The following is a 21,621-nucleotide window of genomic DNA, read 5'->3' as shown; positions in this document are numbered from 1 at the left end:
TTTGCGGAAATGAGGCGCGCCATGCTCGACCTGACATACGAAATGCCCAAAGTTAAAACCATTGCCGGGGCCAAGCACGATTGGGAACTGGTGATCGGGATGGAGGTGCACGCTCAGGTCTCATCCAATGCCAAGCTGTTTTCCGGCGCATCGACCCAATTCGGGGCCGAGCCGAACTCAAACGTGGCCTTTGTTGATGCGGCGATGCCGGGGATGCTGCCTGTGATCAACGAATATTGCGTGGAACAGGCGGTGCGGACCGGGCTGGGCCTGAAGGCGGATATCAACCTGAAATCGGCGTTCGACCGCAAGAACTATTTCTACCCCGACTTGCCGCAGGGATACCAGATTTCCCAGCTCTACCACCCCATCGTGGGCGAAGGCGAAGTGCTGGTCGAAATGGGCGACGGCACCGCGCGCATGGTTCGCATCGAGCGTATCCATATGGAACAGGACGCAGGCAAATCGATCCACGACATGGATCCGCATATGTCCTTCGTCGACCTGAACCGGACCGGTGTCTGCCTGATGGAGATCGTCAGCCGCCCCGACATCCGTGGCCCGGAAGAAGCCGCCGCCTATATCGCCAAACTGCGCCAGATCATGCGCTATCTGGGTACGTGCGACGGCAACATGCAAAACGGCAACCTGCGGGCGGACGTGAACGTCTCGATCTGTTTGCCGGGCGCGTATGAGAAGTATCAGGAAACGCAGGACTTCTCGCATTTGGGTACGCGCTGCGAGATCAAGAACATGAACTCGATGCGGTTCATCCAGCAAGCGATTGAGGTCGAAGCGCGTCGCCAGATCGCCATCGTCGAAGGCGGCGGAACCGTCGATCAGGAAACCCGCCTGTATGACCCGGACAAGGGCGAGACCCGCTCGATGCGGTCCAAGGAAGAAGCGCATGACTACCGCTACTTCCCCGACCCCGACCTGCTACCGTTGGAGATCGAACAGGCATGGGTAGACGACATCGCCGCAAAGCTGCCGGAACTGCCCGACGACAAAAAGGCGCGGTTCATCGCCGAATTCGGCCTGACCGACTATGACGCGTCGGTCCTGACTGCCGAGGTCGAAAGCGCCGCTTATTTCGAGGACGTCGCGAAAGGCCGCAACGGCAAGCTGGCCGCGAACTGGGTCATCAACGAGCTGTTTGGTCGCCTGAAGAAAGAAGACCACGACATCACCGACTCGCCCGTATCACCGGCGCAATTGGGTGGGATCATCGACCTGATCGCGTCGGACGCCATTTCGGGCAAGATCGCCAAGGACCTGTTCGAGATCGTCTATACTGAAGGCGGCGACCCGGCGCAGATCGTGGAAGAGCGCGGCATGAAGCAGGTGACCGACACCGGCGCGATTGAGGCCGCTCTGGATGAGATCATCGCCGCCAACCCGGCGCAGGTCGAAAAGGCCAAGGTGAACCCCAAACTGGCGGGCTGGTTCGTTGGTCAGGTGATGAAGGCCACCGGCGGCAAAGCCAACCCAAAAGCGGTAAACCAGTTGGTCGCCCAAAAGCTGGGATCATAAACCCATTGTGAAACATAAAACGGAGTCAGGCCACCCGCTTGACTCCGTTGTCATTTACCCCCTTTCTTCGGCAGCAAAGAGGGAGGGTACGATGCAGAACAGATTTGATCAGGAACTCGAAACCCGGCTGATGCGCTATGCCGCCATCGACAGCCAAAGCGACGAGACCTCGCCCTCGACCCCCAGCACCGGCATTCAGTTCGACATGCTGCATCTGCTGCAAAAGGAACTGGCAGAGATCGGCGCACAGGATGTTGAGATCACCGGCGACAGCGTGGTCGTGGCGACGATCCCCGGCACGGCTGAGGGCCCGACGGTCGGCTTTCTGGCCCATGTTGACACCGCCCCGCAATTCAACGCAACCGGCGTGAAACCGCGAGTCATCAAAGGCTATAACGGCGGCGAGATCACCTTTCCCGATGACCCTGATCTGGTTCTTTCGCCCGAAGAGCACCCCTATCTGGCCGAAAAGATCGGCCATGACCTGATCACCGCCTCTGGCACCACGTTGCTGGGGGCGGATGACAAGGCCGGCGTGTCGATCCTGATGACGATGGCGCGGCATCTTATTGAGAACAAAGACATCGCCCATGGCCCCATCCGCATCGCCTTTACCCCTGACGAAGAGATCGGGCGCGGCGTGACCGAGCAACTGCCCAAGGATCTCAAGGCCGATTTCGCCTATACGCTGGACGGGCAGGACGTGGGTGAGATCGAGTACGAGAGCTTTTCGGCGGATCGTGCGGTGATCAACATCACCGGCGTCTCGATCCACCCCGGCCTGGCCAAGGACAAGATGGTCAACGCGGCCCATCTGGCCGCAAAGATCGTGCAGACCCTGCCGCAAGCCACCATGACACCCGAGGTCACCGACGGGCGCGAGGGGTTCATCCATATCACCGACATGAACGGCGGGTCCTCCGAGATGGAGATCAAGCTGATCCTGCGCGATTTCGAAATGGAGGGGCTTGAGGCCCAGCGCGACATCGTCCGTCAGGTCTGCGCCGCCGTGCAGGCGACCGAGCCGCGCGCGACCATCACCTGCGACATCTCCCATCAATACCGCAACATGCGTTACTGGCTGGAAAAGGACATGACCCCCGTCGATCTGGCCCGCGAGGCCTGCCGCGAACAGGGGATCGAGCCCGTCTCGGTCCCGATCCGGGGCGGAACCGATGGGTCGCGTCTGACTGAATTCGGCACCCCGACGCCCAACATCTTTACCGGGATGCAATGCATTCACGGCCCGCTGGAGTGGATATCAGTTCAGGACATGGCCCTTGCGACCGAGCTTTGCCTGTCGCTTGTCGCAAAAGCAGCGCGGGCTGAAGGCAACACTGCGGGTTGATTTTCACGCCCACAAGAAGTTCGCTTTTCCCGGCGCTTCAAAATGTTAACGTGCCGAGAGATGGCAATCGGGACCGAATGATGCACCGCTACGAATACAAAGTTGTTCCCGCCCCGCAAAAGGGCACCAAGGCCAAAGGGGTCAAAACACCAGAAGGCCGTTTTGCCAATTCGGTTGAACAACTGCTCAACAAGCTGGGTCAGGACGGCTGGGAATATCAACGCGCCGAACTTTTACCCAGTGAAGAACGCAGCGGGCTGACCGGATCGACCACGAACTGGCGCAACGTTCTGGTATTCCGCCGCGCAATCCCCGGCGATGCCATCGAAGAGGTGCCTGAGCCGACTGCCCCACCAGTCGCAGAAGAGGTAACGCCCGGCGTGCGTCCCGTGCCGGGTCCGGACGAAGTTCTGGGGCAGAACACGCCCGAGCCCGTGGTTGCACCGGCACCGGTTTCCGAAGCCCCTCAGGATCCGCCTCTGACACTGAAGCACCCCGACGACGACCAAAGCGACAAGCCCTGATCAAATAATACATTCCGTTCACAAGGGTGTTGCGTGAACGTGAGCACATCAGTGTGCAAAGTGGGCATGGAGTCTATCGGAGGATACCATGCCACTCACGCGTCGCAGTTTTCACGGTTTGCTGGGGGCAAGCGCCCTGGCCCCTTCCGCGCTTTGGGCGCAGGAGGATCCGGTACTGAATGCCATTCGGACGACCCTGTACTCCAGCCGCACGGATTTCGAAGCCGGTATGGCCTTCCTGAAGGAACGCGGTAATCCCGACGTGGTGCCCGCGCTGTTGACAGCAATGCGCTTTGCCCGGCGGCGGGACGATGACATCGCCGAAGTTATGGACGCGCTGACAGGTCAGTCGATTGGGGCGGACTGGTTTGACTGGATGCTCTGGCAAGAGCGCAACCCCCAGATCGTCCCGCACCCCTCGCTGATCCCGTTCAAGCGCGAGGTTCTGCTGGGCATCGACCAGAACTTCGACGTGTTCCTGCGCCCTCAATATCTGGACCGGGACAAGATGAAGATCAGGCTTGAGGAGATCTCGTGGGGGGGCGTGGTCAAGGATGGTATTCCATCGCTGGACAATCCCGAGCTGATCTCGGCGAAGCAGGCCGATTACATGAAACCGGATGATCTTGTGTTCGGGGTTGAAATCAACGGCGACGTGCGCGCCTATCCGCTGCGGATTATGGGCTGGCACGAGATGTTCAACGAGGTGATCGGCGGCGTGCCCGTGGCACTGGCCTATTGCACGCTCTGCGGGTCGGGCATCCTGTTTGAAACCCGGGTTGAAGGGCGCCGCAAACCGCTGGTCTTTGGCTCATCGGGGTTCCTCTACCGCTCGAACAAACTGATGTTTGACCGCGAAACGCATTCGCTGTGGAACCAGTATACCGGCAAACCGGTGGTCGGACCTCTGGTCAATAGCGGGATCGAATTACAACAGCGTCCGGTGGTGATCACCACGTGGGACAGCTGGAAAACTTCACATCCCGACACCAAGATTCTGTCACTGGATACCGGGCACCGGCGGAACTACGGATCAGGCGTGGTCTACCGGGAATATTTCGCCTCACCCGAACTGATGTTCCCGGCCTTGGTGGATCAAAAAGATCACCGGCAGAAAGATTACGTCTTTGCCGTGCGCCAATTCGGTGCGGCGCGGGCGTGGCCGCTGGATGCTTTTGGGCGTCGCCGCGTTATCAACGATGCGATTGCAAACCGTCCTCTGGTTCTGATCGGCAACGAAGACAGGCGCACCGTCCGCGCGTATGAGCGGAAATCGAACCAGTTCTCGACGTCCGGCGGAGACCTTGTGGATCAGTCCGGCCAGAAATGGACCATGACCGAAGAAGCGCTGGTTGGGCCCGATGGCGCGCAATTGCCGCGCGTGGCGGGCCACATCTCTTACTGGTTTGCCTGGGACAATTATCTTGGCGACGCGGCCACGGTCTATGATGGCTAGGCTATGAGTGCTCCTCGGCCGCAGTCGCGGCCAGAGCACGGTTATACGCTTTGAGCGCATCGATGTGATACAGCGCGCCGGTTGGGATTTCGCGCCCATCTCCGGCGGTTTCGACGACCGGGATACAAGGGATCTCGTCCCGGTCGAAATAGGGCATCGCAGCCTCGAGCGTTGCGGTGGCCTTTATACATAAGCCCTGCTCCATCAGGGCCTGCGCCTCATCCCGCGTAATTGAGCGGGCATCTCCAAGAGGGCGCATAACGGCACCGGCGCGCAGCATCGCCAACAGATAGGCTTGCGGTCCGGCCGCCAGATGCACGTCACGTCGTTCCAGCTGGGTCAGGAAGAACGACCGATCCACCAGACGCGAGGCCAGTGCTGTAGACATCGAAACCGACACCATGACCGCCAACCCGATCTGCCAGTCGCCCGTCAGCTCAAACACGATCATCGTGGTCGAAATCGGCGCGCCCAGTACGGCCGCGGCGACGGCACCCATCCCGGCAAAGGCATAGAGTGTATGTGTCCCTGACACGTCCGGCAAAAGTCCGGTGGCGATCAGGCCAAAGGCCAGCCCTGTCAACGCGCCCACCATAAGCGCGGGCGAGAACACACCGCCCCCCATTCGGCCGCCCATGGTGATCGCGACTGCCACCGTTTTGACGACGGCAAACAGGATCGCGGCAGACAACACCAGATCGCCGGTCAGCGCCCGGATCGTTGTTTCGTACCCCACCCCGATGATATGCGGAAACCAGATCGCGATCAGGCCCAGCATCGCACCGGACACCGCGGGCCGCAGCCAACCCGGCAAGGACAGCCGGTTTTGAATGTGGTTGCCGATATCCTCGGCAAAGAAAATCGAGCGCATCAGTACCAGCGCGACCAACCCGCAGATCAGGCCAAGGATCAGGAAAGCCGGAAGCTCCACATAGAACTGCAACGAGCCCGGCGTTTCCAGGGTGAACTCGGTCACGTCACCATATTCCAGCCGGTTGATCACGGTGCCCGCGACCGAGGCGATGACGATGGGCGCAAAGGCGTGTACCGCGAAATGGCGTAGAACGACCTCAAGCGCAAACAGTGCCCCTGCGATTGGCGAATTGAAGCTGGCCGATACAGCAGCGGCAACGGCACAGCCCAGAAGATCGCGACCCGTGATACCGTCCGCATGAATACGGGTACTGACCCAGGTCGAGATCACACCGGCCATATGCACGACGGGCCCCTCTCGTCCTGTCGATCCGCCGGTGCTGAGCGTAATCAGCGAGGCGAAGAAAGACGCCACACCCGCTTTGCCTTCGACCCGGCCATTGGTCAGGGCTGCCCCCTCGATCACATCCGCAACCGAACGCACCCGTCCGTCATCGGTGAATTTGTGCAGTATGACACCGACGATCAAGCCACCGATGATCGGGGTAATCAGGATCAGAATCCAGGGCAGTTTTTCGACATGGCTGTGCAGCATAAGAATGTCTTCGGTATCATAGACCCATGCTTGCAGCGCCTGAATACCCTTGCGGAAGCCCAAGGCCATGAAGCCCGCCGCAATCCCGATCGCCAGCGCAATGAACCAGAACTGGATCTGGCTGGGCCCCCGGCGCAACATCACCCGCCACGCATCCCTCAATGCCGCCAGGGCCTGATTGAGCTGGTTACGCAGAACAGTGCGGGTCGATTGGGTCATTTGCCCTCGGCGGATGGGTCCATATCCCTTACTAAGCCACGGGCGGCACAGATAAAAGAAGGATCGCGTCTGTGACAGGGCTTAAGCGTCCAGCAAGGCCCGCGCAGCGGCGCGCGCCTCATCCGTGATGGTATCGCCTGCGACCATGCGGGCGATCTCATCCACGCGGTCGGGATCGGCCAGCGGGATCACGGTGGACAGGGTTTGCCCGTCATTCACCTGCTTTTGCACCCGCCAGTGATGCGTCGCCCGGGCAGCAACCTGAGGCGAGTGGGTGACGACCAACACCTGCCCGCCCTGCGCCAGTGAAGCAAGACGGCGACCCACCGCATCAGCGGTCGCGCCGCCGACACCCCGGTCAATCTCGTCAAAGATCATGGTGCGGGCGCTGTCTTCACCGGTCAGACAAACCTTGAGCGCCAGCAGAAACCGGCTGAGTTCGCCGCCCGAGGCAATCTTGTTCAGCGGTCCGGACGGTGCCCCCGGGTTGGTCGCCACGGTAAAGGCAACAGCATCCGTACCCTCGGGACCCGGATCGGCCGGAGTAATCTCCGTTTGAAACACCGCGCGTTCCATTTTCAGCGGAGCAAGTTCTGCCATGACCGAGGCATCCAATTGACCCGCAGACTGCTTTCGAGCGCGGCTCAGCGCCTCTGCCGCTTTGTCAAATGCGGTCCGAGCGGCTTCGACTGCCGCGCGTTGCTCCGCCAGATCGGCGTCCCCGGCCTCAAGCTTGTTCAGGCGGTCGCGCAAGGTATCCGCGAAACCACCCAGATCATCCGGCGCGACATCATGTTTGCGCGCCAAAGCCCGGATGGCAAACAGGCGTTCTTCGGCGGCTTCCAGTTCAGCCGGATTGAAGTCCAGCGCCTGAAGGCAAGCCTGAACACCGTCCTGCGCCTCGCCCAATTCGATCAGAGCGCGGCCCAGCGCGGCGATTGGAGCCTCAAGTTGCCCGCCTGCAGTGTCCGACACACCCTCCAGCCAGCGCACGGCATCAGACATGGCACCTTCGGCCCCGTCACCGTCCAGTAGATCAAAGGCGCGGGCGACGTCATCGCGGATGCGCTCGGCCCCCTGCATCATCCGGCGGCGCGCGTCGAGCTCGGCGTCTTCTCCCGGTTGCGGGTCCAACTTGTCCAACTCGGCCACAGCATGTCGCAGAAAGTCTTCCTCGGCGCGCATGGCAGCCAGAGCGGTCTCGGTTTCGGTCAGAGCCTTCCTGGCACGCGCCATGTCCGACCAGCAGGTGCGAACCGCCTTCAGGTGATCTGCGACACCGGCATAATGGTCCAGCATGGCGCGATGACCGCGCGGGTTCAGCAGCCCCCGATCGTCGTGCTGGCCGTGCAACTCGATCAGGGTTTCCGACAACGCCCGCAGCACCTCGCCGGAACACCGTCGGTCATTGACCCATGCGGTCTTGCGCCCTTCAGCAGTGTTGATGCGGCGCAGGATTAGTTCTTCGCCGCCGGGAATCCCGGCTTCGGCCAGAACAGCATGGGCCGGATGGCCCTCGGGCAGTTCAAACTCAGCCACCACCTCGCCCTGCGCGGCCCCCTGGCGAACCAACTCGGCCCGTCCACGCCAGCCCAGCACAAAACCCAACGAATCCAACAGGATTGATTTGCCCGCCCCGGTTTCGCCGGTCAAAGCGTTCAGCCCCGGCTGGAAGGTCAACTCCAACCGGTCAATGATCAGCATGTCGCGAATATCGAGGGCGCGCAGCATCGGGTCTTTAACGTCCCAAGCCTTTAGCCATAGCGCTTACAACCATTCACCCTTGATCGTCTGGCGGTAAATCTGGCTGAGCCAGTTGTTACCACGGCTCTTGACGTCCAACCCACGCGAGACCAGCAGTTTGTAGCCCGCATCATACCACTCTGAGGACTGGTAGTTGTATCCGAGGATTGCACCGGCCGACTGCGCCTCATCCACCAGACCCAGCGACAAATACGCCTCGATCAGACGGTAAAGCGCCTCGGCGGTGTGGGATGTCGTCTGAAAGTCCTCGACCACCACGCGGAACCGGTTGATGGCCGCGGTATAGTGATCCTGACGCAAATAATAACGTCCGATCTCCATCTCTTTGCCGGCCAGATGATCAAACGCCAGATCAAATTTCAAAACCGACGAAGTCGCATATTCACTGTCGGGATAAACTTCGATCACCGTGCGAAGCGCCTGCAGCGCCTGGAATGTCAGGCCCTGATCGCGCCCCACCTCGTCAATCTGGTCATAGTAGCTGAGCGCGAGAAGATACTGCGCATAGGCTGCATCTTCGTCCGCCGGATAAAAGTCGATATACCGCTGTGCGGCCGCCCGGCTTTCTTCGTAATTCTCGTCCGAATGGAACGAAAACGCCTGCATGATCAGTGCGCGCTTGGCCCAGTCGGAATAGGGATACAAACGCTCGACTTCAGAAAAATACCATGCCGCATCATCGGACCGATTCTGAGACAGCTCGAACTCACCTCGGGTGAAAATCTGCTCAGGGGTAAACCCTTCCAGGTTTTGATCGCGGTCTGCGCCTTTGCTGCCGCAAGCCGTCAAAACCGCTGCCAGAAGAAACGCGCCTGCGATTCTGACTGCCGCTTTGGTGCCAACCATTCCGCCCATCCTTGTCGTCATGTCTAACGGGTTTCGCCCCGGATCGGGCCTTGGTTTAGCACATATAACTCCGGTGCAAAACGCATTATGCGCCTGCTGGCGGAAATGTCGTAGAGTTGATCGGTTCAGGCAACTTCGGGAATTTCATCCCATACAAGGCCTTGCCCCGGAAGGCGTGCAGCCTGTTCCGGTGTGCACAATACCGGGCGCACGGCGCCGGGTGTTTCGAACAGTTTCCGCAGCAATGTGTTGGTCATCGCATGGCCCGATTTGTCGCCGGTGAAATGACCCAGAATCGGACCGCCTGCCAGGTACAGATCCCCCAGCGCATCCAGCATCTTGTGGCGCACGGCTTCATCGGCGTGGCGGAAACCACCGGGTGTCAGAACCTCATCCCCCTGAACAACCACCGCGTTGTCCAGTGTTCCGCCCAAGGCCAGTCCGGCCTCCCGCATCGCTTCCACATCGGTTCGACGACAGAAGGTCCTGCAGTCGCAAAGCTCACGCGCGAACGAGCCGTTGCCCATGTCCAGCGTCTTGGTCTGCTTTCCGATAGCGTCATCTTCGAACTCGATATGGAAATCGATAATCAGTCGATCCGCCGGCGCGATCGAGGCGCTCGCCCCCTCACGCGTTGCAGTAACAGGTTTCAGGACCTCAAAGGCCAAAACGGGGCTGGCCTGGCGGCGGACGCCCTTGGCCATGATGCCGCGCACGAATTCGATGGATGACCCATCCATGATCGGAACTTCCGGCCCGTCAATCTCGATCAGAGCGTTATGCACACCACATCCAGCCAGCGCTGCCATGATATGTTCGATTGTCGAGACAGACACGCCCGCGTCATTGACCAGACGGGTGCACAAAGGTGTGCGTTCAACCACGTCATAGATGGCCGGGATCAGCGCGTTGCCCAGTTCGATATCGGTCCGCTTGAACCAGATACCATGACCAGCTGCAGCAGGCTTCAGAACCATGGTCGCAGGTTTACCGCCGTGTAACCCGACGCCTTTGAAAGTGACCGATGATTTGAGCGTATGTTGCAAGACTGTCCTCAACGCGTGGTGTCCAGCCTGAGTGATGGCTGTGTTGCCAATCAGTTAAGGAAAGGCGCGCTAAGGCTCAACTCACTCTTTGCAACCGAATGAAACATGAATGTGACAGATCGGCAAAACCCTGCTGATATTACTATAACAACATGAAAAATAAAGAAAAAGAGCCGCCCTTCGGCGGCTCTTTGACAGGATTTTGTTACCGCGATCAGTTGGCCTGGCGGCGCAAAAAGGCGGGAATTTCGATACGGTCCTGATCCGGATCCGCCTCTTCATGGGCCGGGGCCGCCGCTTCGGACGCCCGCATCGCGGGCTGCTGGCGCGGGGGGTGCGCCGGCGTATCGGCAGCGTGACCGGTCATGCGGTCGATCAGACGGTTGAAGCCGAACCGCGGCCGCTCCTCGGATTCCGGACGTCCATGCGGCGCTGGATCTTGCGGTCTTTCCGCAGACAGGTGCTGCTTGGCGGACGGAACGCGCTGAACCGCAGCCTGCAGGCGTTGCATCGCGGCCGGAGACGGCGTGCCCGGCTCCGCCGCACGCGGCGCTGCATAGGTTTCCGTCACCTCTTCCTGCGGCTCGGGCTGTAGTTCGAACTGCGCGACCTGAGGCTGATATGCCGGCGGCGGCAAACCGTCATCTTCTTCGGCTACCGCTTGTTTTTCTTCGTACCAGCCGTCTTTCAGTTCGACATCTTCGATCGATTCAAACAGGGATGGTGCGATATTTGCATCCTCGGCGGCAGGTGCCTGCACCTCTTCCGCAGCGGGGGCGTGTTCTTCTGCCGACACGGTCCGGGTCAGCGGCTCGGACATCGAACGGCGCGCGACAGGCGCCTCTGTCTGAACATCAGTCGCGTCGATCCCGGTGGCGACAACGGACACGCGCATACCGCCTTCCATCGCGGTATCGAGGGTCGAGCCGACGATGATATTCGCCTCGGGGTCCACTTCCTCGCGGATGCGGTTGGCGGCTTCGTCGAGCTCGAACAGAGTCAGGTCGTCCGAACCGGTAATGTTGATCAGCACGCCCTTGGCACCTTTGAGGCTGATTTCGTCCAGCAGCGGGTTGGCAATCGCCTTCTCGGCGGCCTGCACCGCGCGATCTTCGCCCGTCGCTTCGCCTGTCCCCATCATGGCTTTGCCCATCTCGTCCATCACGGCGCGCACGTCGGCAAAGTCGAGGTTGATCAGGCCGGGGCGCACCATGAGGTCGGTCACGCCCTTAACACCTTGGTAAAGAACGTCATCCGCCATCGAGAACGCTTCGGTGAACGTGGTCTTTTCGTTGGCCAGGCGAAACAGGTTCTGGTTCGGGATGATGATCAGCGTGTCGACAACCTTCTGCAGCGATTCAACGCCATCTTCGGCCTGACGCATCCGCTTGGCCCCTTCGAACTGGAAGGGTTTGGTTACCACGCCCACGGTCAGAACGCCCAGTTCCCGCGCGGCCTGCGCGATGATCGGAGCCGCGCCCGTCCCGGTACCGCCGCCCATCCCGGCCGTGATAAAGCACATATGCGCGCCCGCCAGATGATCGACAATCTGCTCGATGCTTTCTTCGGCGGCCGCCGCGCCCACAGTGGGTCGTGCGCCCGCACCCAGACCTTCGGTGACTTTGACACCCAGTTGAACCCGCGCCGAAGACTGGCTTTGCTGCAGTGCCTGCGCGTCGGTGTTGGCGACGACGAAATCCACGCCATCCAACTGTTTTTCAATCATGTTGTTGACGGCGTTGCCACCTGCCCCGCCAACGCCAAATACTGTTATCCGAGGCTTAAGTTCGTCGTGCCCGGGCATCGAAAGATTCAATGTCATACTCTGTCCGCCTGTTTTATTGACCCGCCAAAGCGGTGTTTTTCTTACCTATCCGCCCCTAATCCTACCCAGCGAAACGGCAAACGTCACGTCAAAAATCGCCCAATCCCACAAAATATGGAGAGAATAAGGCAAACCTTACGGCGATATCGGTTCGTTCGCCAGATATTGGGGAAGCCAGCCCTTTGACTACAAGGCAATAAAATTCACCCCACTGCCGAAGAGCGTGGAAACTTACCAAAGTCTTACTTGTCACATCTGCGGAAAAACTGCTCGGGTCCTGCCGCTGGGCCTCTGACGGGTCCTGTGGATATCTTGCGGGATAACGTCCGGCGGTGCAACCCGATTTTAGCCAACAGGAGCACTTGGGCAATCTAAACTGTCCTCGGTGATGCCGCGCACTTCCTGAATTTCGGTATAGGCAAATGTGGCCAGCCGGACCATCAGGCGATCTTCATGCAAATAGGGCCACCAGCAGACGGGCAGACCATCCGCATCGTCATCGTAGAGAAAACAGATTTGCCCGTCGGGCGTGGTGATTTGCCCATAGACGCAGCCCCGCCCCTCCATCCGCCAAACCGAGACAGTGCGGCTCAGGAATTCCTCGGTTCCAACCAAATCGCCGCTGGGGTAATCGTGAAACTTGACCGTTTTGCCTTGAACCGCGCTGAGAAACACATCCGGAGTGATGAGGGTTTGCGCCTGCAGCGCAAACGGGACTGTGGCAGCCAGTCCCGCGATCAGCGCCTTACCAATTGTCACGGAACCAGCGCACGGCACGTTTGAAGGGGCGCGCCGCATAGGTATCGACCGGAATTTCAAAGTCCCACCATTCGTCTTGCGGATGCGCGGCAAACAGGCTGAGCCCGACAGCTGACGAGAACCCCGGCCCCGTGGCTGATTGCGGCAATCCATGCACCCTCAACGGACGACCCAGACGCACGCGTTGCCCGAGGATGCGGGTCGCAAGCCCGTCCAGCCCCATAATCTGGCTGGCCCCGCCGGTCAGCACAATCTGCTGGCTGGGCATATGATCGAACCCGGCCGCGTCAAGGCGGATGCGTACCTCTTCCAGAATTTCCTCGACCCGAGGACGCATGATACCGATCAGTTCCGCGCGGCTGACAGTGCGGCGATCGTGTTCCCAATCGCCGGTATCGCCGCCAATATCGATCAGGTCGCGGTCATCCGCACCCGTCGCATGGACACCGCCATTGAAGGTCTTGATTCGCTCTGCCACGTTGGCCGGCACACCCAAGCCCATAGAGATATCACTGGTCACATGATCCCCGCCCATGCGCACGCAATCGGCGTAGATCATATGTTTCTTCATGAAGATCGACACACTGGTGGTGCCGCCGCCCATATCAATACAGGCGGCCCCCAGTTCTTGCTCATCCTCGACCAGCGCCGAGATACCCGAGACGTAGGCCGAATTCGCAATCCCCGCTAGTTCAAGATCGCAACGCTTGATACAGCGCACGATATTCTGAATCGCCACCGCATCGACCGTCAGCATGTGCATATCGACCGCAAGGCTCTGCCCCATCTGCCCACGCGGATCGATCAGGCCCGAGCGGTTGTCCAGCGCAAAGTTCACCGGTTGCGCGTGCAGAACCTCGCGGCCTGCCCCATAGTCAGGCACGTCGCAGGCGTTCAGCACACGGCCTACCTCGGCCTCGGTGACAACCTGTCCTTCCAGATCAACCTGCGCGTCGAGCCCATACGAGCGTGGATTGGCCCCGGAAAAGCTGGCGATCACATGATCCACCCGAATATCGGCCATTTTCTGTGCCGCCTGCAATGCGGTCCGGATGGCGCGCTCGGTCTCCTGCATGGCTGTGACTTCGCCAAACTCCACACCGCGCGAGCGGGTCGTTGCCGCGCCAATCACCCGGAAACCGGTCTGTCCGGCCAACGAGCCGATGCTGTTATCCTCGCTCAGCCGACCAGCCCCGTCGAACCGCAGGACCAGGCAGGCGATCTTGGAGCTACCCACATCCAGAATCGCAACCACACCGCGTTGCATTGCCTGCCTGCGCATCTGCCGCATGGCGCGTTGGGACTGGTAAAGATCGGTCATCATAATGGTTACTGTCCGCTACTCACATCTGTTTTTGTGTTCCACCAGTCTTCGCTGGCGGTTTTCGTCATTCTGATTGTCGGGCGTTGACCCAGACGCATATCAACTGCGGCCACGTCCCGTTCCAACAAGTCCTGCACTTCGTTCACGGCCAGCACGCGCTCCAGCGCCCGCACCGGGCGTTCGGTGGGCAGCATGATACGCTGACCCCGGTCCAGAACCAGATCCCACCGACGTTCGCCCACGCGCACAAGTCCACGGACACGCCCGCCCAGACTGCGCGCAGTTGCCAAAAGCTGCAACGCTTCGGCCACATGCCCGTCTGCCCCCTTGCCCGCGATCAAGGGCAGGTCTGCATGATCCTTGCGCGACGCAATCCGCTCCACATGCGCGCCGGTGTCGTCCAGCAATTCGGTTCCGCGACGGGTGCGCCAGACCACAACCGGCTCACGCTCGACCACGTCCACTTGCAAGATCCCGCCGGGTCGCACGCGCACCGTGGCGGATTTGACCGGGTCCAAGCCGGTAATCGTGTCGCGGATTTGTTCGGCATCCAGATCCCACGAGCTGATCGGGAAATCCAATGGCACCACGTCGCGAATGTCTTCCGACAGGTTCGTGCCTGCCCCGTCAATCGCCATCAGGTTGACCATAAATTCAGGTCGCTGCTGGATCGAGGTTTTGATGTCGTTGACATAGGCGACCACTGCCTCGCGCCGGTCCTCGGCACTGAAATAGAAGCCAATGGCGGCACAAACCGCAACAACGGGCAGACCGAATTTCAGCCCACGCCGGATGCCGGGGGTAAGCATCCAGCGCTGAATACGGTAGCTGAGGCGCGACGGCGCCGGATCCAGCCGGGTCGCCTTGCGCCGGAACAGGCCATGCAGACGGAACCTGGGCTTGACCTCAGACCGGGCACCAGAGGCGAAATCGGCATCTGGTCCGGCCAGCGGTTTTGACCGATGGATGACGGGCGTGCGCGTGGCGGTCAGCGGTCGCATGAGGCGTCCTCCACCATCCAGGCGCAGAGCTGGCCGAAGGTCATGCCGATGTGTTCGGCCTGTTCGGGCACCAGCGAGGTCGGGGTCATGCCCGGCTGCGTGTTGGTTTCCAGCAGGAACAGACCATCCGCGCCGAGGCTGTCATCCCAGCGATAGTCGGTGCGGGTCACGCCGCGACAGCCCAGAGCGTTATGGGCTTTCACCGCATACTCCATGCAGCGGTCGAAGATATCCTGCGGGATGTCAGCGGGCAGCACGTGCCACGAGCCACCCGGCTTGTATTTGGCGTCATAGTCGTACCAACCGCCATCGGTCATGATCTCGGTGACGGTCAGGGCGCGGTCGCCCATCACGGTCACGGTCAGTTCGCGGCCTGCGACGTATTTCTCGACCATGATATGCTCGGGCATGTCGTCGGACAGTTGAGGGGGGCCGTTCGAGCCTTCGTGGACGATGTAGATGCCGACGCTGGAGCCTTCGTTGTTGGGTTTGGCCACGTAAGGCGGCTCCATCACGTGAACCTCGATCACCTCGACCTTGGGCACGATCACGCTGGGCACGATGGGCAGGCCCTCGGTCTGGTAGATTTCCTTGCTGCGCTGCTTGTCCATAGCCAAGGCTGAGGCCAGAACCCCGGAATGCGTGTAGGGAATGCGCATCCATTCCAGCAGACCCTGCACACAGCCGTCCTCGCCCCAGCGGCCATGCAGGGCGTTGAAAACCACATCCGGTTTGATGTCCAAAAGGCGCGCATAGAGGTCGGGACCTGCGTCCAGCTCGACCACTTCAAAGCCTTCTCCCACAAGGGCGGCTGCGCATTCGCGCCCGCTGCTGAGTGACACCTCGCGTTCCGCTGAGGGGCCGCCCATCAATACCGCCACTTTGGGGTTTGTCCTGCTCGACATACCCAATGTGCGCCTCAATGTCCCCGGACCTTATGTGGTGGTCCGTACTGCGTTTATGCCTTTGATCCGTCGCCGTTAATTGCCTGATTTTGGTCTGACGGTTGGGGCTTTATTATTCCAGCGGATCACCGACCCGCATGATTTCCCACTCTAGCGTGATGCCGCTTGTTTCGTAAACCTTTTTTCGCACCTCTTCGCCCAGACCTTCGAGGTCTGCGGCAGTGGCGTCGCCGGTATTGATCAGGAAGTTCGAATGCTTGGGGCTCATCTGCGCGCCGCCTTTGGTGGCACCGCGCATGCCCGCGTCGTCGATCACCTTCCATGCCTTGAGGTCATGGACATCGTCGGCCTTGCCGGTCGAGGAAAACCCGGCGGGGTTACGGAAGGTCGATCCGGCGCTGCGGTCTTTGGTGGGTTGGGTCTCGTCACGCTTTTGCAGCTGCGCTTCCATGCGGGCGTGCAGCTCGGCAGGGTCGCCTTTGGCGCCTTGGAACGTGGCCGAGATCAGCACTGCGCCTTCGGGCAAGTCGGACTGGCGGTATCGGAAGTTGAGGTCCTGGGGCGTAAGGTCTTTAACCTCTCCGGCCCGCGTCACGATGGTGGCCTTTTGCAGAACGTCTGCGGTGTAGCTGCCATAGCAGCCCGCGTTCATGCGCACCGCGCCGCCGATAGAGCCGGGGATGGTGCGCAGGAAGGTCAGGTCAACGCCTGCACCCGCCGCCTTGCGCGCCACATGCGCGTCCAGCGCGGCGGCCCCGGCGGTGACGGTGGGGCCGTCGATCGCAATTCCGTTGAACCCACGCCCCAGCCGGATCACTACGGCGCGCAAGCCCCCGTCGCGGACGATGAGGTTCGAGCCGACGCCCATGGGAAAGACCGGTACTTCTGCGGGTAAGTTGCGCAAGAAATCCTGCAGGTCCTCCACATCAGCGGGCTGGAACAGATAATCTGCGGGCCCTCCGACACGCAGCCATGTGAGATCGTTGAGCGGACGCGCCTTGGTCAGGCGGCCCCGGACAGTGGGCACGTTGCTCATTCCCCGGCCCGTGCGGCCAGGCTGCGCCCGCCGACGCCGCCCATGATGGCAGCAAAGAGGAAGGGCAGAACCGCGCCGGTCAGCCAGACGAAGGGGCCGAAGGCCTGCTCTTCTTCTCCGGTTCCGACACCGGCCAGCATCACGATCAGCACAAGGGCCGTGGCAGCGGCCAACGCAAGCAACCAAAGCAGTCCCTTGACGCCAATCCAGCGACCGGCGACAAATCCCGCGAATGCTCCGAAAACGAAGGATATCAGGGGCAGATAGGCGAAAGTGGCGATGTCGACCATGGGGGTCTCCTGAGTACGGCCGTTACTTGTTGGTCGCCTTCATGCCCTGCAATTTCGCCTTTGTCCAACGGATCAGATAGATCACAGGCCAGCGCAACACCGACATGGCCGCTGCCAGCACAATCAGCCCGATCCAAGGCCCGTTTTGATAGGTGACATAACCCAGAATGGGAATCCCCACGGCGATCAGGATATAAGCGCGAGTCCAGTGATTGTCCTTACTGGGAATCATCGCCAGAATGTTGGCGACAAGCCCCCACAGGCCAGCAAGGGCAAGGGACCAGTTCATTCAGACACCTCTCGGCCGGTCCATCTGCGCCAGTAATAACGGATGGGATTGCGGTACATGGAAGCGAAACCTGCAACTGCCAGTACAGAGTAGAACCAGCCGTAGTCATAACCCAACCAGACGATCAGCGCCGGGGCGCTGACGAACAGGACAATCCCGGGCGGGAATTGCAATCGCATCGGTAACATGGCCACCAGAGTCGATGCCAGAACCCAAAAGCAGGCGAGTATGATGGACGCCGCCACCTGCTTACCCCGCCTTGAGCATCAGCCGGTCCGGCAACCCATTGGCCCAGGCGCTGATGGTCCCTGCCCCAAGGCAGACGACCATATCCCCGGGGCGGGCCTGTTCACGCACCAGACGCTCAAGATCTGCCTCGTCCAGCAGGGCGCGGGCGTGGCGGTGGCCGTGGCGGATCAGGCCTTGCACCAGATCGTCCCGGGATGCGCCTTCAATCGGATCTTCTCCGGCCGCGAAGATATCGGCGATGGCAACCACATCAGCATCGTTAAAGCAGGTGCAGAAATCATCGAACAGGTTGGACAGGCGGGAATAGCGGTGAGGTTGGTGAACAGCGATGACGCGGCCTTCGGTCGCCTGGCGTGCGGCCTTGAGAACGGCGGCGATCTCGACCGGGTGATGGCCGTAATCATCGATAATGGTCACGCCGTTCACTTCGCCCACCTTGGTGAAGCGGCGGTTGACGCCGCCGAAATTCGCCAGCGCGTCGCGGATTTCCGCCGCCTTCATGCCCAGATGACGGGCCACGGCCACAGCCGACAGCGCGTTCGAGACATTGTGGTCGCCGGGCATTGGCAGGGTGCAGTCTTCGATTACCTTGTCTTCGTATTGCAAGTGAATGTCGAAATGAGCGACGCCGCCTTTATAGGTCAGGTTTTCAGCCCGCACATCGGCCTGTGCGTTGAAGCCATAGGTGCGCACGCGGCGGTCGGTGATGCGGCCTACCAGCGCCTGAACCTCGGCATGGTCGGTGCAGCAGACGGCGAGGCCGTAGAAGGGCAGGTTCGAGACGAACTCGTGAAAGCCGTCGCGCAGCGTGTCGAAATCCCCCCAATGCTCCATATGCTCGGGGTCGATATTGGTGACGATGGCAATGGTCGCAGGCAAGCGGTTGAACGAGCCGTCGGATTCGTCGGCCTCGACCACCATCCATTCGCCCTGCCCCATGCGGGCATTCGAGCCGTAGGCGTGGATGATACCGCCATTGATGACGGTCGGGTCGAAATCGCCCGCGACCATCAACTCGGCCATCATCGTGGTTGTGGTGGTCTTGCCGTGGGTTCCGGCAATCGCGATGTTCGAACGCAGGCGCATCAATTCGGCCAGCATGTCGGCACGACGCACCACGGGCAGGCCTTGCGCGCGGGCCTGATCCAGTTCCGGGTTGCCCGGTTTGATCGCGGTCGATGTGACAACCACGGCAGCGTTTTGCAGGTTCTCGGCACGCTGGCCTTCGAAAATCTCAGCCCCCAGCGCGGCCAGACGGTTAGTGATCTTTGATGCCTTGAGGTCCGAGCCCTGCACCTGATAGCCAAGGTTCAAAAGCACTTCGGCAATGCCCGACATTCCGATGCCTCCGATGCCAACGAAATGGATCGGTCCGACGTCCTGCGGCAGTTTGGTTGCTGGATTCATGAGGTCTCCTTCTGCGCCATTTGTTCGACAAGGGCTACCAGACGCTCGGTCGCGTCCGGAGCCCCGACCGATAGCGCGGCATGGGCCATTTTCTGTGCGGCTTCGGGGTTCGTGAGAACCGTGGTCATTTGCTCGGTCAACGCGGAAACGTCAAGGGCGTTTTCAGGGATCATGATCGCCCCGCCCGCCTGAACCAGTCCACGCGCGTTGGCGGTCTGGTGGTCGCCCGCGGCGGTGGCCAGCGGGATCAGGATCGAAGGGCGACCGATCACCGAGATGTCGGCTATGCTGGAGGCACCCGACCGACTGACAACCAGCTGCGCATCAGACATGCGACGCGGCACATCGTCAAAAAATGGCTGAACCTCGGCCCGGATGCCGTGTTCGGCGTAAAACACAGTGACGCGCTCTCCGTCTTCGTCCCGCGCCTGATGCGACACGCGAATATGGGCGCGCAAGTCTTCGGGCAAGGCCGCAATCGCGCCAGGCACGACATCACTGAGAACGCGCGCGCCCTGAGAGCCGCCCATCACAAGAACGGACATCGGATAGTCACCGGGCGGAATGAAAGGCGCGCCCGCACGCTCCAGCACGCTGGCTCGGACCGGGTTGCCGGTGTGGATGCCTTTCACCCCATCGGGCAGGTCGGTTGGCCAAACACCGCAGGCCACCTGCGCCACGCGGGTGGCGAACACCTGGTTGACCCTGCCCAGAACGCCGTTTTGTTCATGGATCATGCGCGGGATTTTCAGCAGTGTTGCAGCACCCAACGCCGGGATCGAGGGGTAGCCGCCAAAGCCCACAACGACGTCGGGCTTGTCGCGCATCATCTGCGCGGCCATGCCGGTGACGCCCGCGGCGATCTTAGGGCCGACCAATACCTTGGCGGCCAGGCCACCGCGGGCGAAGGTGGCCGAGGAAGCCTCGACGATTTCGACGCCTTCGGGGAAGGCCCCGGTATAGCGCGCGCCGCGCGGATCGGTGGACAGGCGCACGCGCCAGCCTTTGTGCAGCATCGCCTCGGCCAACGCCTGCGCGGGGAACATATGCCCCCCGGTGCCGCCCGCTGCGATCAGAAGATATGGCATCAGCCTCGTCCGCGCAGAATGTCGCCCAGTTCGCCTTGAGGGCGAGAACGGGTGAACGCCAGTAGCATACCAACCGCGATGCCGCCCGCAATCAGCGACGAGCCGCCATAGCTGACGAACGGCAAAGTCATGCCCTTGGCGGGCAGCAGGCGCACGGCGACGCCCATGTTGATCATCGCCTGCACGCCAAACATGCAGGCCAGCCCGGTCCCGGCCAGACGGATGAACATGTCACGTTCGCGCATCAGCCGCAGAAGCGAGCGTACGACGATCAGCGAATAAAGCGCGATGATGATCAGAACGAGGATCAGCCCGTATTCCTCAGCCGCGACCGCAATGATGAAATCCGTATGCGCATCGGGCAGCGACCATTTCACTTGTCCCTCACCCACGCCGACACCGAACAGGCCGCCCTCCTGAATAGCGTTTGTTGCATAGCCAAGCTGAGTGGTCGGATCGACCTCTTGGTTCAGGAAACCGTCGATGCGGCGGGCAAAGTGTTCGGAATTGGAATAGGCAAACATGCCGCCCAGAACCACAGCCCCGGCCATGCCAACCAGCAGCAGCATCGGCGCGCCTGCGACGAAATACATCACGCCCCAGCCAAACAGGATCAGGCAGGCCTGCCCGAAATCGGGTTGCAGCACCAGCATCGCCACAATCGCCATGCACAGCGCGAACGACCACAACCGCCCCGGAGGCCCGTTGATTTCTTGCGATGCAGCCAGCAGCCATGCGGCCACCACCACGAAACCGGGTTTCAGAAACTCGGATGGCTGCAGGGACGCAAATCCCAGCGAATACCAGCGCACAGCGCCTTTGCCAAAGTCAGTACCAAAGACCGGCAGGAAGGCCAGCGCCACGAATGAGGCCAGAAAACCGAGAATGGCCAGCCGTCGGACGAGCGTCGGCGACATCATCGACGTCAGAAGCATGGCAATCAGCGCCATCCCGCCGAACAGCGCCTGACGCTCGACATAGTGAAACGGATCGAACCCGTTGCGACCGGCCAGCGGCGGCGACGAGGCCAGCCCCAGCAACAGCCCGATGACAAACAGGATCAGGACACAGGACATCGTCCAGCGATCAATCGTTCGCCACCATTTTGGTAGAATCGGTTCTCCGCGCGTGTCCCGGACCGCGCCATACACCATCTCAGTCATGAGATACCGCCACTATCTGCCTCGTTGCCGCCCCGTTTTCGGGGTCTGAGTGCAAGTCTACAGGGATTTTGGCGTTTGGGC

The 21,621-nt window shown here is 60.9% G+C and carries 20 protein-coding genes; 4 read left to right on the top strand and 16 right to left on the bottom strand.

All coding sequences use genetic code 11. The features are described 5' to 3' along the window. The first annotated feature begins 21 nt into the window (after positions 1-21). The 4 genes from gatB (at position 22) to ACR0K4_RS04365 (ending at position 4,861) form a co-directional block, all read left to right on the top strand. Positions 22-1,533 carry an Asp-tRNA(Asn)/Glu-tRNA(Gln) amidotransferase subunit GatB gene (gatB, locus tag ACR0K4_RS04380; protein WP_480852980.1) on the top strand — a complete coding sequence of 504 codons (1,512 nt, stop codon included), beginning with the start codon at positions 22-24 and terminating at the stop codon, positions 1,531-1,533. A gap of 91 nt (positions 1,534-1,624) precedes the next feature. Then, positions 1,625-2,881 carry a peptidase T gene (gene pepT, locus ACR0K4_RS04375; RefSeq protein WP_480852978.1) on the top strand — a complete coding sequence of 419 codons (1,257 nt, stop codon included), beginning with the start codon at positions 1,625-1,627 and terminating at the stop codon, positions 2,879-2,881. 80 nt (positions 2,882-2,961) lie between these two features. Beyond that, positions 2,962-3,405 carry a DUF4177 domain-containing protein gene (locus ACR0K4_RS04370; protein WP_480852976.1) on the top strand — a complete coding sequence of 148 codons (444 nt, stop codon included), beginning with the start codon at positions 2,962-2,964 and terminating at the stop codon, positions 3,403-3,405. Positions 3,406-3,493: 88 nt separating this feature from the next. Further along, positions 3,494-4,861, top strand: a complete 1,368-nt coding sequence (locus ACR0K4_RS04365) for a DUF3179 domain-containing protein (protein WP_480852975.1) — start codon at positions 3,494-3,496, stop codon at positions 4,859-4,861. A gap of 1 nt (position 4,862) precedes the next feature. Here ACR0K4_RS04365 and ACR0K4_RS04360 read toward each other — a convergent pair whose 3' ends face one another. From ACR0K4_RS04360 to ftsW, 16 genes are all read right to left on the bottom strand, one after another. Beyond that, the gene (locus ACR0K4_RS04360; RefSeq protein ID WP_480852973.1) at positions 4,863-6,548 is read right to left on the bottom strand and encodes a chloride channel protein; all 1,686 of its coding nucleotides are present in this window, start codon (positions 6,546-6,548) and stop codon (positions 4,863-4,865) included. Between the two features lie 81 nt (positions 6,549-6,629). Then, positions 6,630-8,279, bottom strand: a complete 1,650-nt coding sequence (gene recN / locus ACR0K4_RS04355; protein WP_480517027.1) for a DNA repair protein RecN — start codon at positions 8,277-8,279, stop codon at positions 6,630-6,632. 36 nt (positions 8,280-8,315) lie between these two features. After that, entirely contained in the window at positions 8,316-9,158 is an 843-nt protein-coding gene (locus ACR0K4_RS04350; protein WP_480517029.1) for an outer membrane protein assembly factor BamD, read from the bottom strand. Positions 9,159-9,283: 125 nt separating this feature from the next. Next, positions 9,284-10,204, bottom strand: coding sequence for a UDP-3-O-acyl-N-acetylglucosamine deacetylase (gene lpxC, locus ACR0K4_RS04345; protein ID WP_480517031.1), 921 nt, complete (start codon positions 10,202-10,204; stop codon positions 9,284-9,286). 214 nt (positions 10,205-10,418) lie between these two features. After that, positions 10,419-12,026: a cell division protein FtsZ gene (ftsZ, locus tag ACR0K4_RS04340; protein ID WP_480852971.1), complete on the bottom strand. Its 1,608-nt coding sequence runs from the start codon at positions 12,024-12,026 to the stop codon at positions 10,419-10,421. 348 nt (positions 12,027-12,374) lie between these two features. Then, positions 12,375-12,788, bottom strand: a complete 414-nt coding sequence (locus tag ACR0K4_RS04335; RefSeq protein WP_480517035.1) for a hypothetical protein — start codon at positions 12,786-12,788, stop codon at positions 12,375-12,377. Then, positions 12,775-14,109, bottom strand: a complete 1,335-nt coding sequence (gene ftsA / locus ACR0K4_RS04330; protein WP_480517304.1) for a cell division protein FtsA — start codon at positions 14,107-14,109, stop codon at positions 12,775-12,777. Before ftsA ends, ACR0K4_RS04335 begins: the two co-directional genes overlap by 14 nt. Positions 14,110-14,117: 8 nt before the next feature. Next, positions 14,118-15,113: a cell division protein FtsQ/DivIB gene (locus tag ACR0K4_RS04325; protein ID WP_480852970.1), complete on the bottom strand. Its 996-nt coding sequence runs from the start codon at positions 15,111-15,113 to the stop codon at positions 14,118-14,120. Then, positions 15,101-16,018, bottom strand: coding sequence for a D-alanine--D-alanine ligase (locus ACR0K4_RS04320; protein ID WP_480852969.1), 918 nt, complete (start codon positions 16,016-16,018; stop codon positions 15,101-15,103). Before ACR0K4_RS04320 ends, ACR0K4_RS04325 begins: the two co-directional genes overlap by 13 nt. A 112-nt stretch (positions 16,019-16,130) precedes the next feature. Beyond that, on the bottom strand, positions 16,131-17,054 hold the full coding sequence (gene murB, locus ACR0K4_RS04315; RefSeq protein WP_480852968.1) for a UDP-N-acetylmuramate dehydrogenase: 924 nt from the start codon (positions 17,052-17,054) through the stop codon (positions 16,131-16,133). Beyond that, the gene (locus ACR0K4_RS04310) at positions 17,051-17,344 is read right to left on the bottom strand and encodes a hypothetical protein (RefSeq protein ID WP_480517043.1); all 294 of its coding nucleotides are present in this window, start codon (positions 17,342-17,344) and stop codon (positions 17,051-17,053) included. Before ACR0K4_RS04310 ends, murB begins: the two co-directional genes overlap by 4 nt. A gap of 22 nt (positions 17,345-17,366) precedes the next feature. After that, entirely contained in the window at positions 17,367-17,633 is a 267-nt protein-coding gene (locus ACR0K4_RS04305) for a DUF2484 family protein (RefSeq protein WP_480517045.1), read from the bottom strand. Continuing rightward, positions 17,630-17,878 (bottom strand): DUF2484 family protein, encoded by a 249-nt coding sequence (locus ACR0K4_RS04300; protein WP_480852966.1) that lies wholly within the window; start codon positions 17,876-17,878, stop codon positions 17,630-17,632. The genes ACR0K4_RS04305 and ACR0K4_RS04300 overlap by 4 nt, the downstream gene beginning before the upstream one ends. A 4-nt stretch (positions 17,879-17,882) precedes the next feature. Next, a complete protein-coding gene (murC, locus tag ACR0K4_RS04295; RefSeq protein WP_480852965.1) occupies positions 17,883-19,289 on the bottom strand; it encodes a UDP-N-acetylmuramate--L-alanine ligase in 1,407 nt (468 codons plus the stop codon). Next, positions 19,286-20,377: a UDP-N-acetylglucosamine--N-acetylmuramyl-(pentapeptide) pyrophosphoryl-undecaprenol N-acetylglucosamine transferase gene (locus ACR0K4_RS04290; RefSeq protein WP_480852964.1), complete on the bottom strand. Its 1,092-nt coding sequence runs from the start codon at positions 20,375-20,377 to the stop codon at positions 19,286-19,288. Before ACR0K4_RS04290 ends, murC begins: the two co-directional genes overlap by 4 nt. After that, positions 20,377-21,540, bottom strand: a complete 1,164-nt coding sequence (gene ftsW / locus ACR0K4_RS04285) for a putative lipid II flippase FtsW (RefSeq protein ID WP_480517053.1) — start codon at positions 21,538-21,540, stop codon at positions 20,377-20,379. The genes ACR0K4_RS04290 and ftsW overlap by 1 nt, the downstream gene beginning before the upstream one ends. Positions 21,541-21,621: the final 81 nt, after the last annotated feature.

The organism is Ruegeria sp. K11 (genome assembly GCF_056531905.1).
Note: the sequence above shows the minus strand (reverse complement) of the source record. Positions and strands in the feature narration are given on the sequence as shown.

What these genes read in the sequence shown, in the direction of transcription:
- ACR0K4_RS04360 (WP_480852973.1), bottom strand. Translation starts at nt 6,548, where the DNA reads ATGACCCAATCGACCCGCACTGTTCTGCGTAACCAGCTCAATCAGGCC.
- ACR0K4_RS04320 (WP_480852969.1), bottom strand. Translation starts at nt 16,018, where the DNA reads ATGTCGAGCAGGACAAACCCCAAAGTGGCGGTATTGATGGGCGGCCCC.
- ACR0K4_RS04370 (WP_480852976.1), top strand. Translation starts at nt 2,962, where the DNA reads ATGCACCGCTACGAATACAAAGTTGTTCCCGCCCCGCAAAAGGGCACC.
- ftsZ (WP_480852971.1), bottom strand. Translation starts at nt 12,026, where the DNA reads ATGACATTGAATCTTTCGATGCCCGGGCACGACGAACTTAAGCCTCGG.
- ACR0K4_RS04305 (WP_480517045.1), bottom strand. Translation starts at nt 17,633, where the DNA reads ATGAACTGGTCCCTTGCCCTTGCTGGCCTGTGGGGGCTTGTCGCCAAC.
- murB (WP_480852968.1), bottom strand. Translation starts at nt 17,054, where the DNA reads ATGAGCAACGTGCCCACTGTCCGGGGCCGCCTGACCAAGGCGCGTCCG.
- ACR0K4_RS04325 (WP_480852970.1), bottom strand. Translation starts at nt 15,113, where the DNA reads ATGCGACCGCTGACCGCCACGCGCACGCCCGTCATCCATCGGTCAAAA.
- ftsW (WP_480517053.1), bottom strand. Translation starts at nt 21,540, where the DNA reads ATGACTGAGATGGTGTATGGCGCGGTCCGGGACACGCGCGGAGAACCG.
- ACR0K4_RS04290 (WP_480852964.1), bottom strand. Translation starts at nt 20,377, where the DNA reads ATGCCATATCTTCTGATCGCAGCGGGCGGCACCGGGGGGCATATGTTC.
- ACR0K4_RS04350 (WP_480517029.1), bottom strand. Translation starts at nt 9,158, where the DNA reads ATGGTTGGCACCAAAGCGGCAGTCAGAATCGCAGGCGCGTTTCTTCTG.
- pepT (WP_480852978.1), top strand. Translation starts at nt 1,625, where the DNA reads ATGCAGAACAGATTTGATCAGGAACTCGAAACCCGGCTGATGCGCTAT.
- ftsA (WP_480517304.1), bottom strand. Translation starts at nt 14,109, where the DNA reads ATGACCGATCTTTACCAGTCCCAACGCGCCATGCGGCAGATGCGCAGG.
- recN (WP_480517027.1), bottom strand. Translation starts at nt 8,279, where the DNA reads ATGCTGCGCGCCCTCGATATTCGCGACATGCTGATCATTGACCGGTTG.
- ACR0K4_RS04310 (WP_480517043.1), bottom strand. Translation starts at nt 17,344, where the DNA reads ATGGTCGACATCGCCACTTTCGCCTATCTGCCCCTGATATCCTTCGTT.
- ACR0K4_RS04365 (WP_480852975.1), top strand. Translation starts at nt 3,494, where the DNA reads ATGCCACTCACGCGTCGCAGTTTTCACGGTTTGCTGGGGGCAAGCGCC.
- murC (WP_480852965.1), bottom strand. Translation starts at nt 19,289, where the DNA reads ATGAATCCAGCAACCAAACTGCCGCAGGACGTCGGACCGATCCATTTC.
- gatB (WP_480852980.1), top strand. Translation starts at nt 22, where the DNA reads ATGCTCGACCTGACATACGAAATGCCCAAAGTTAAAACCATTGCCGGG.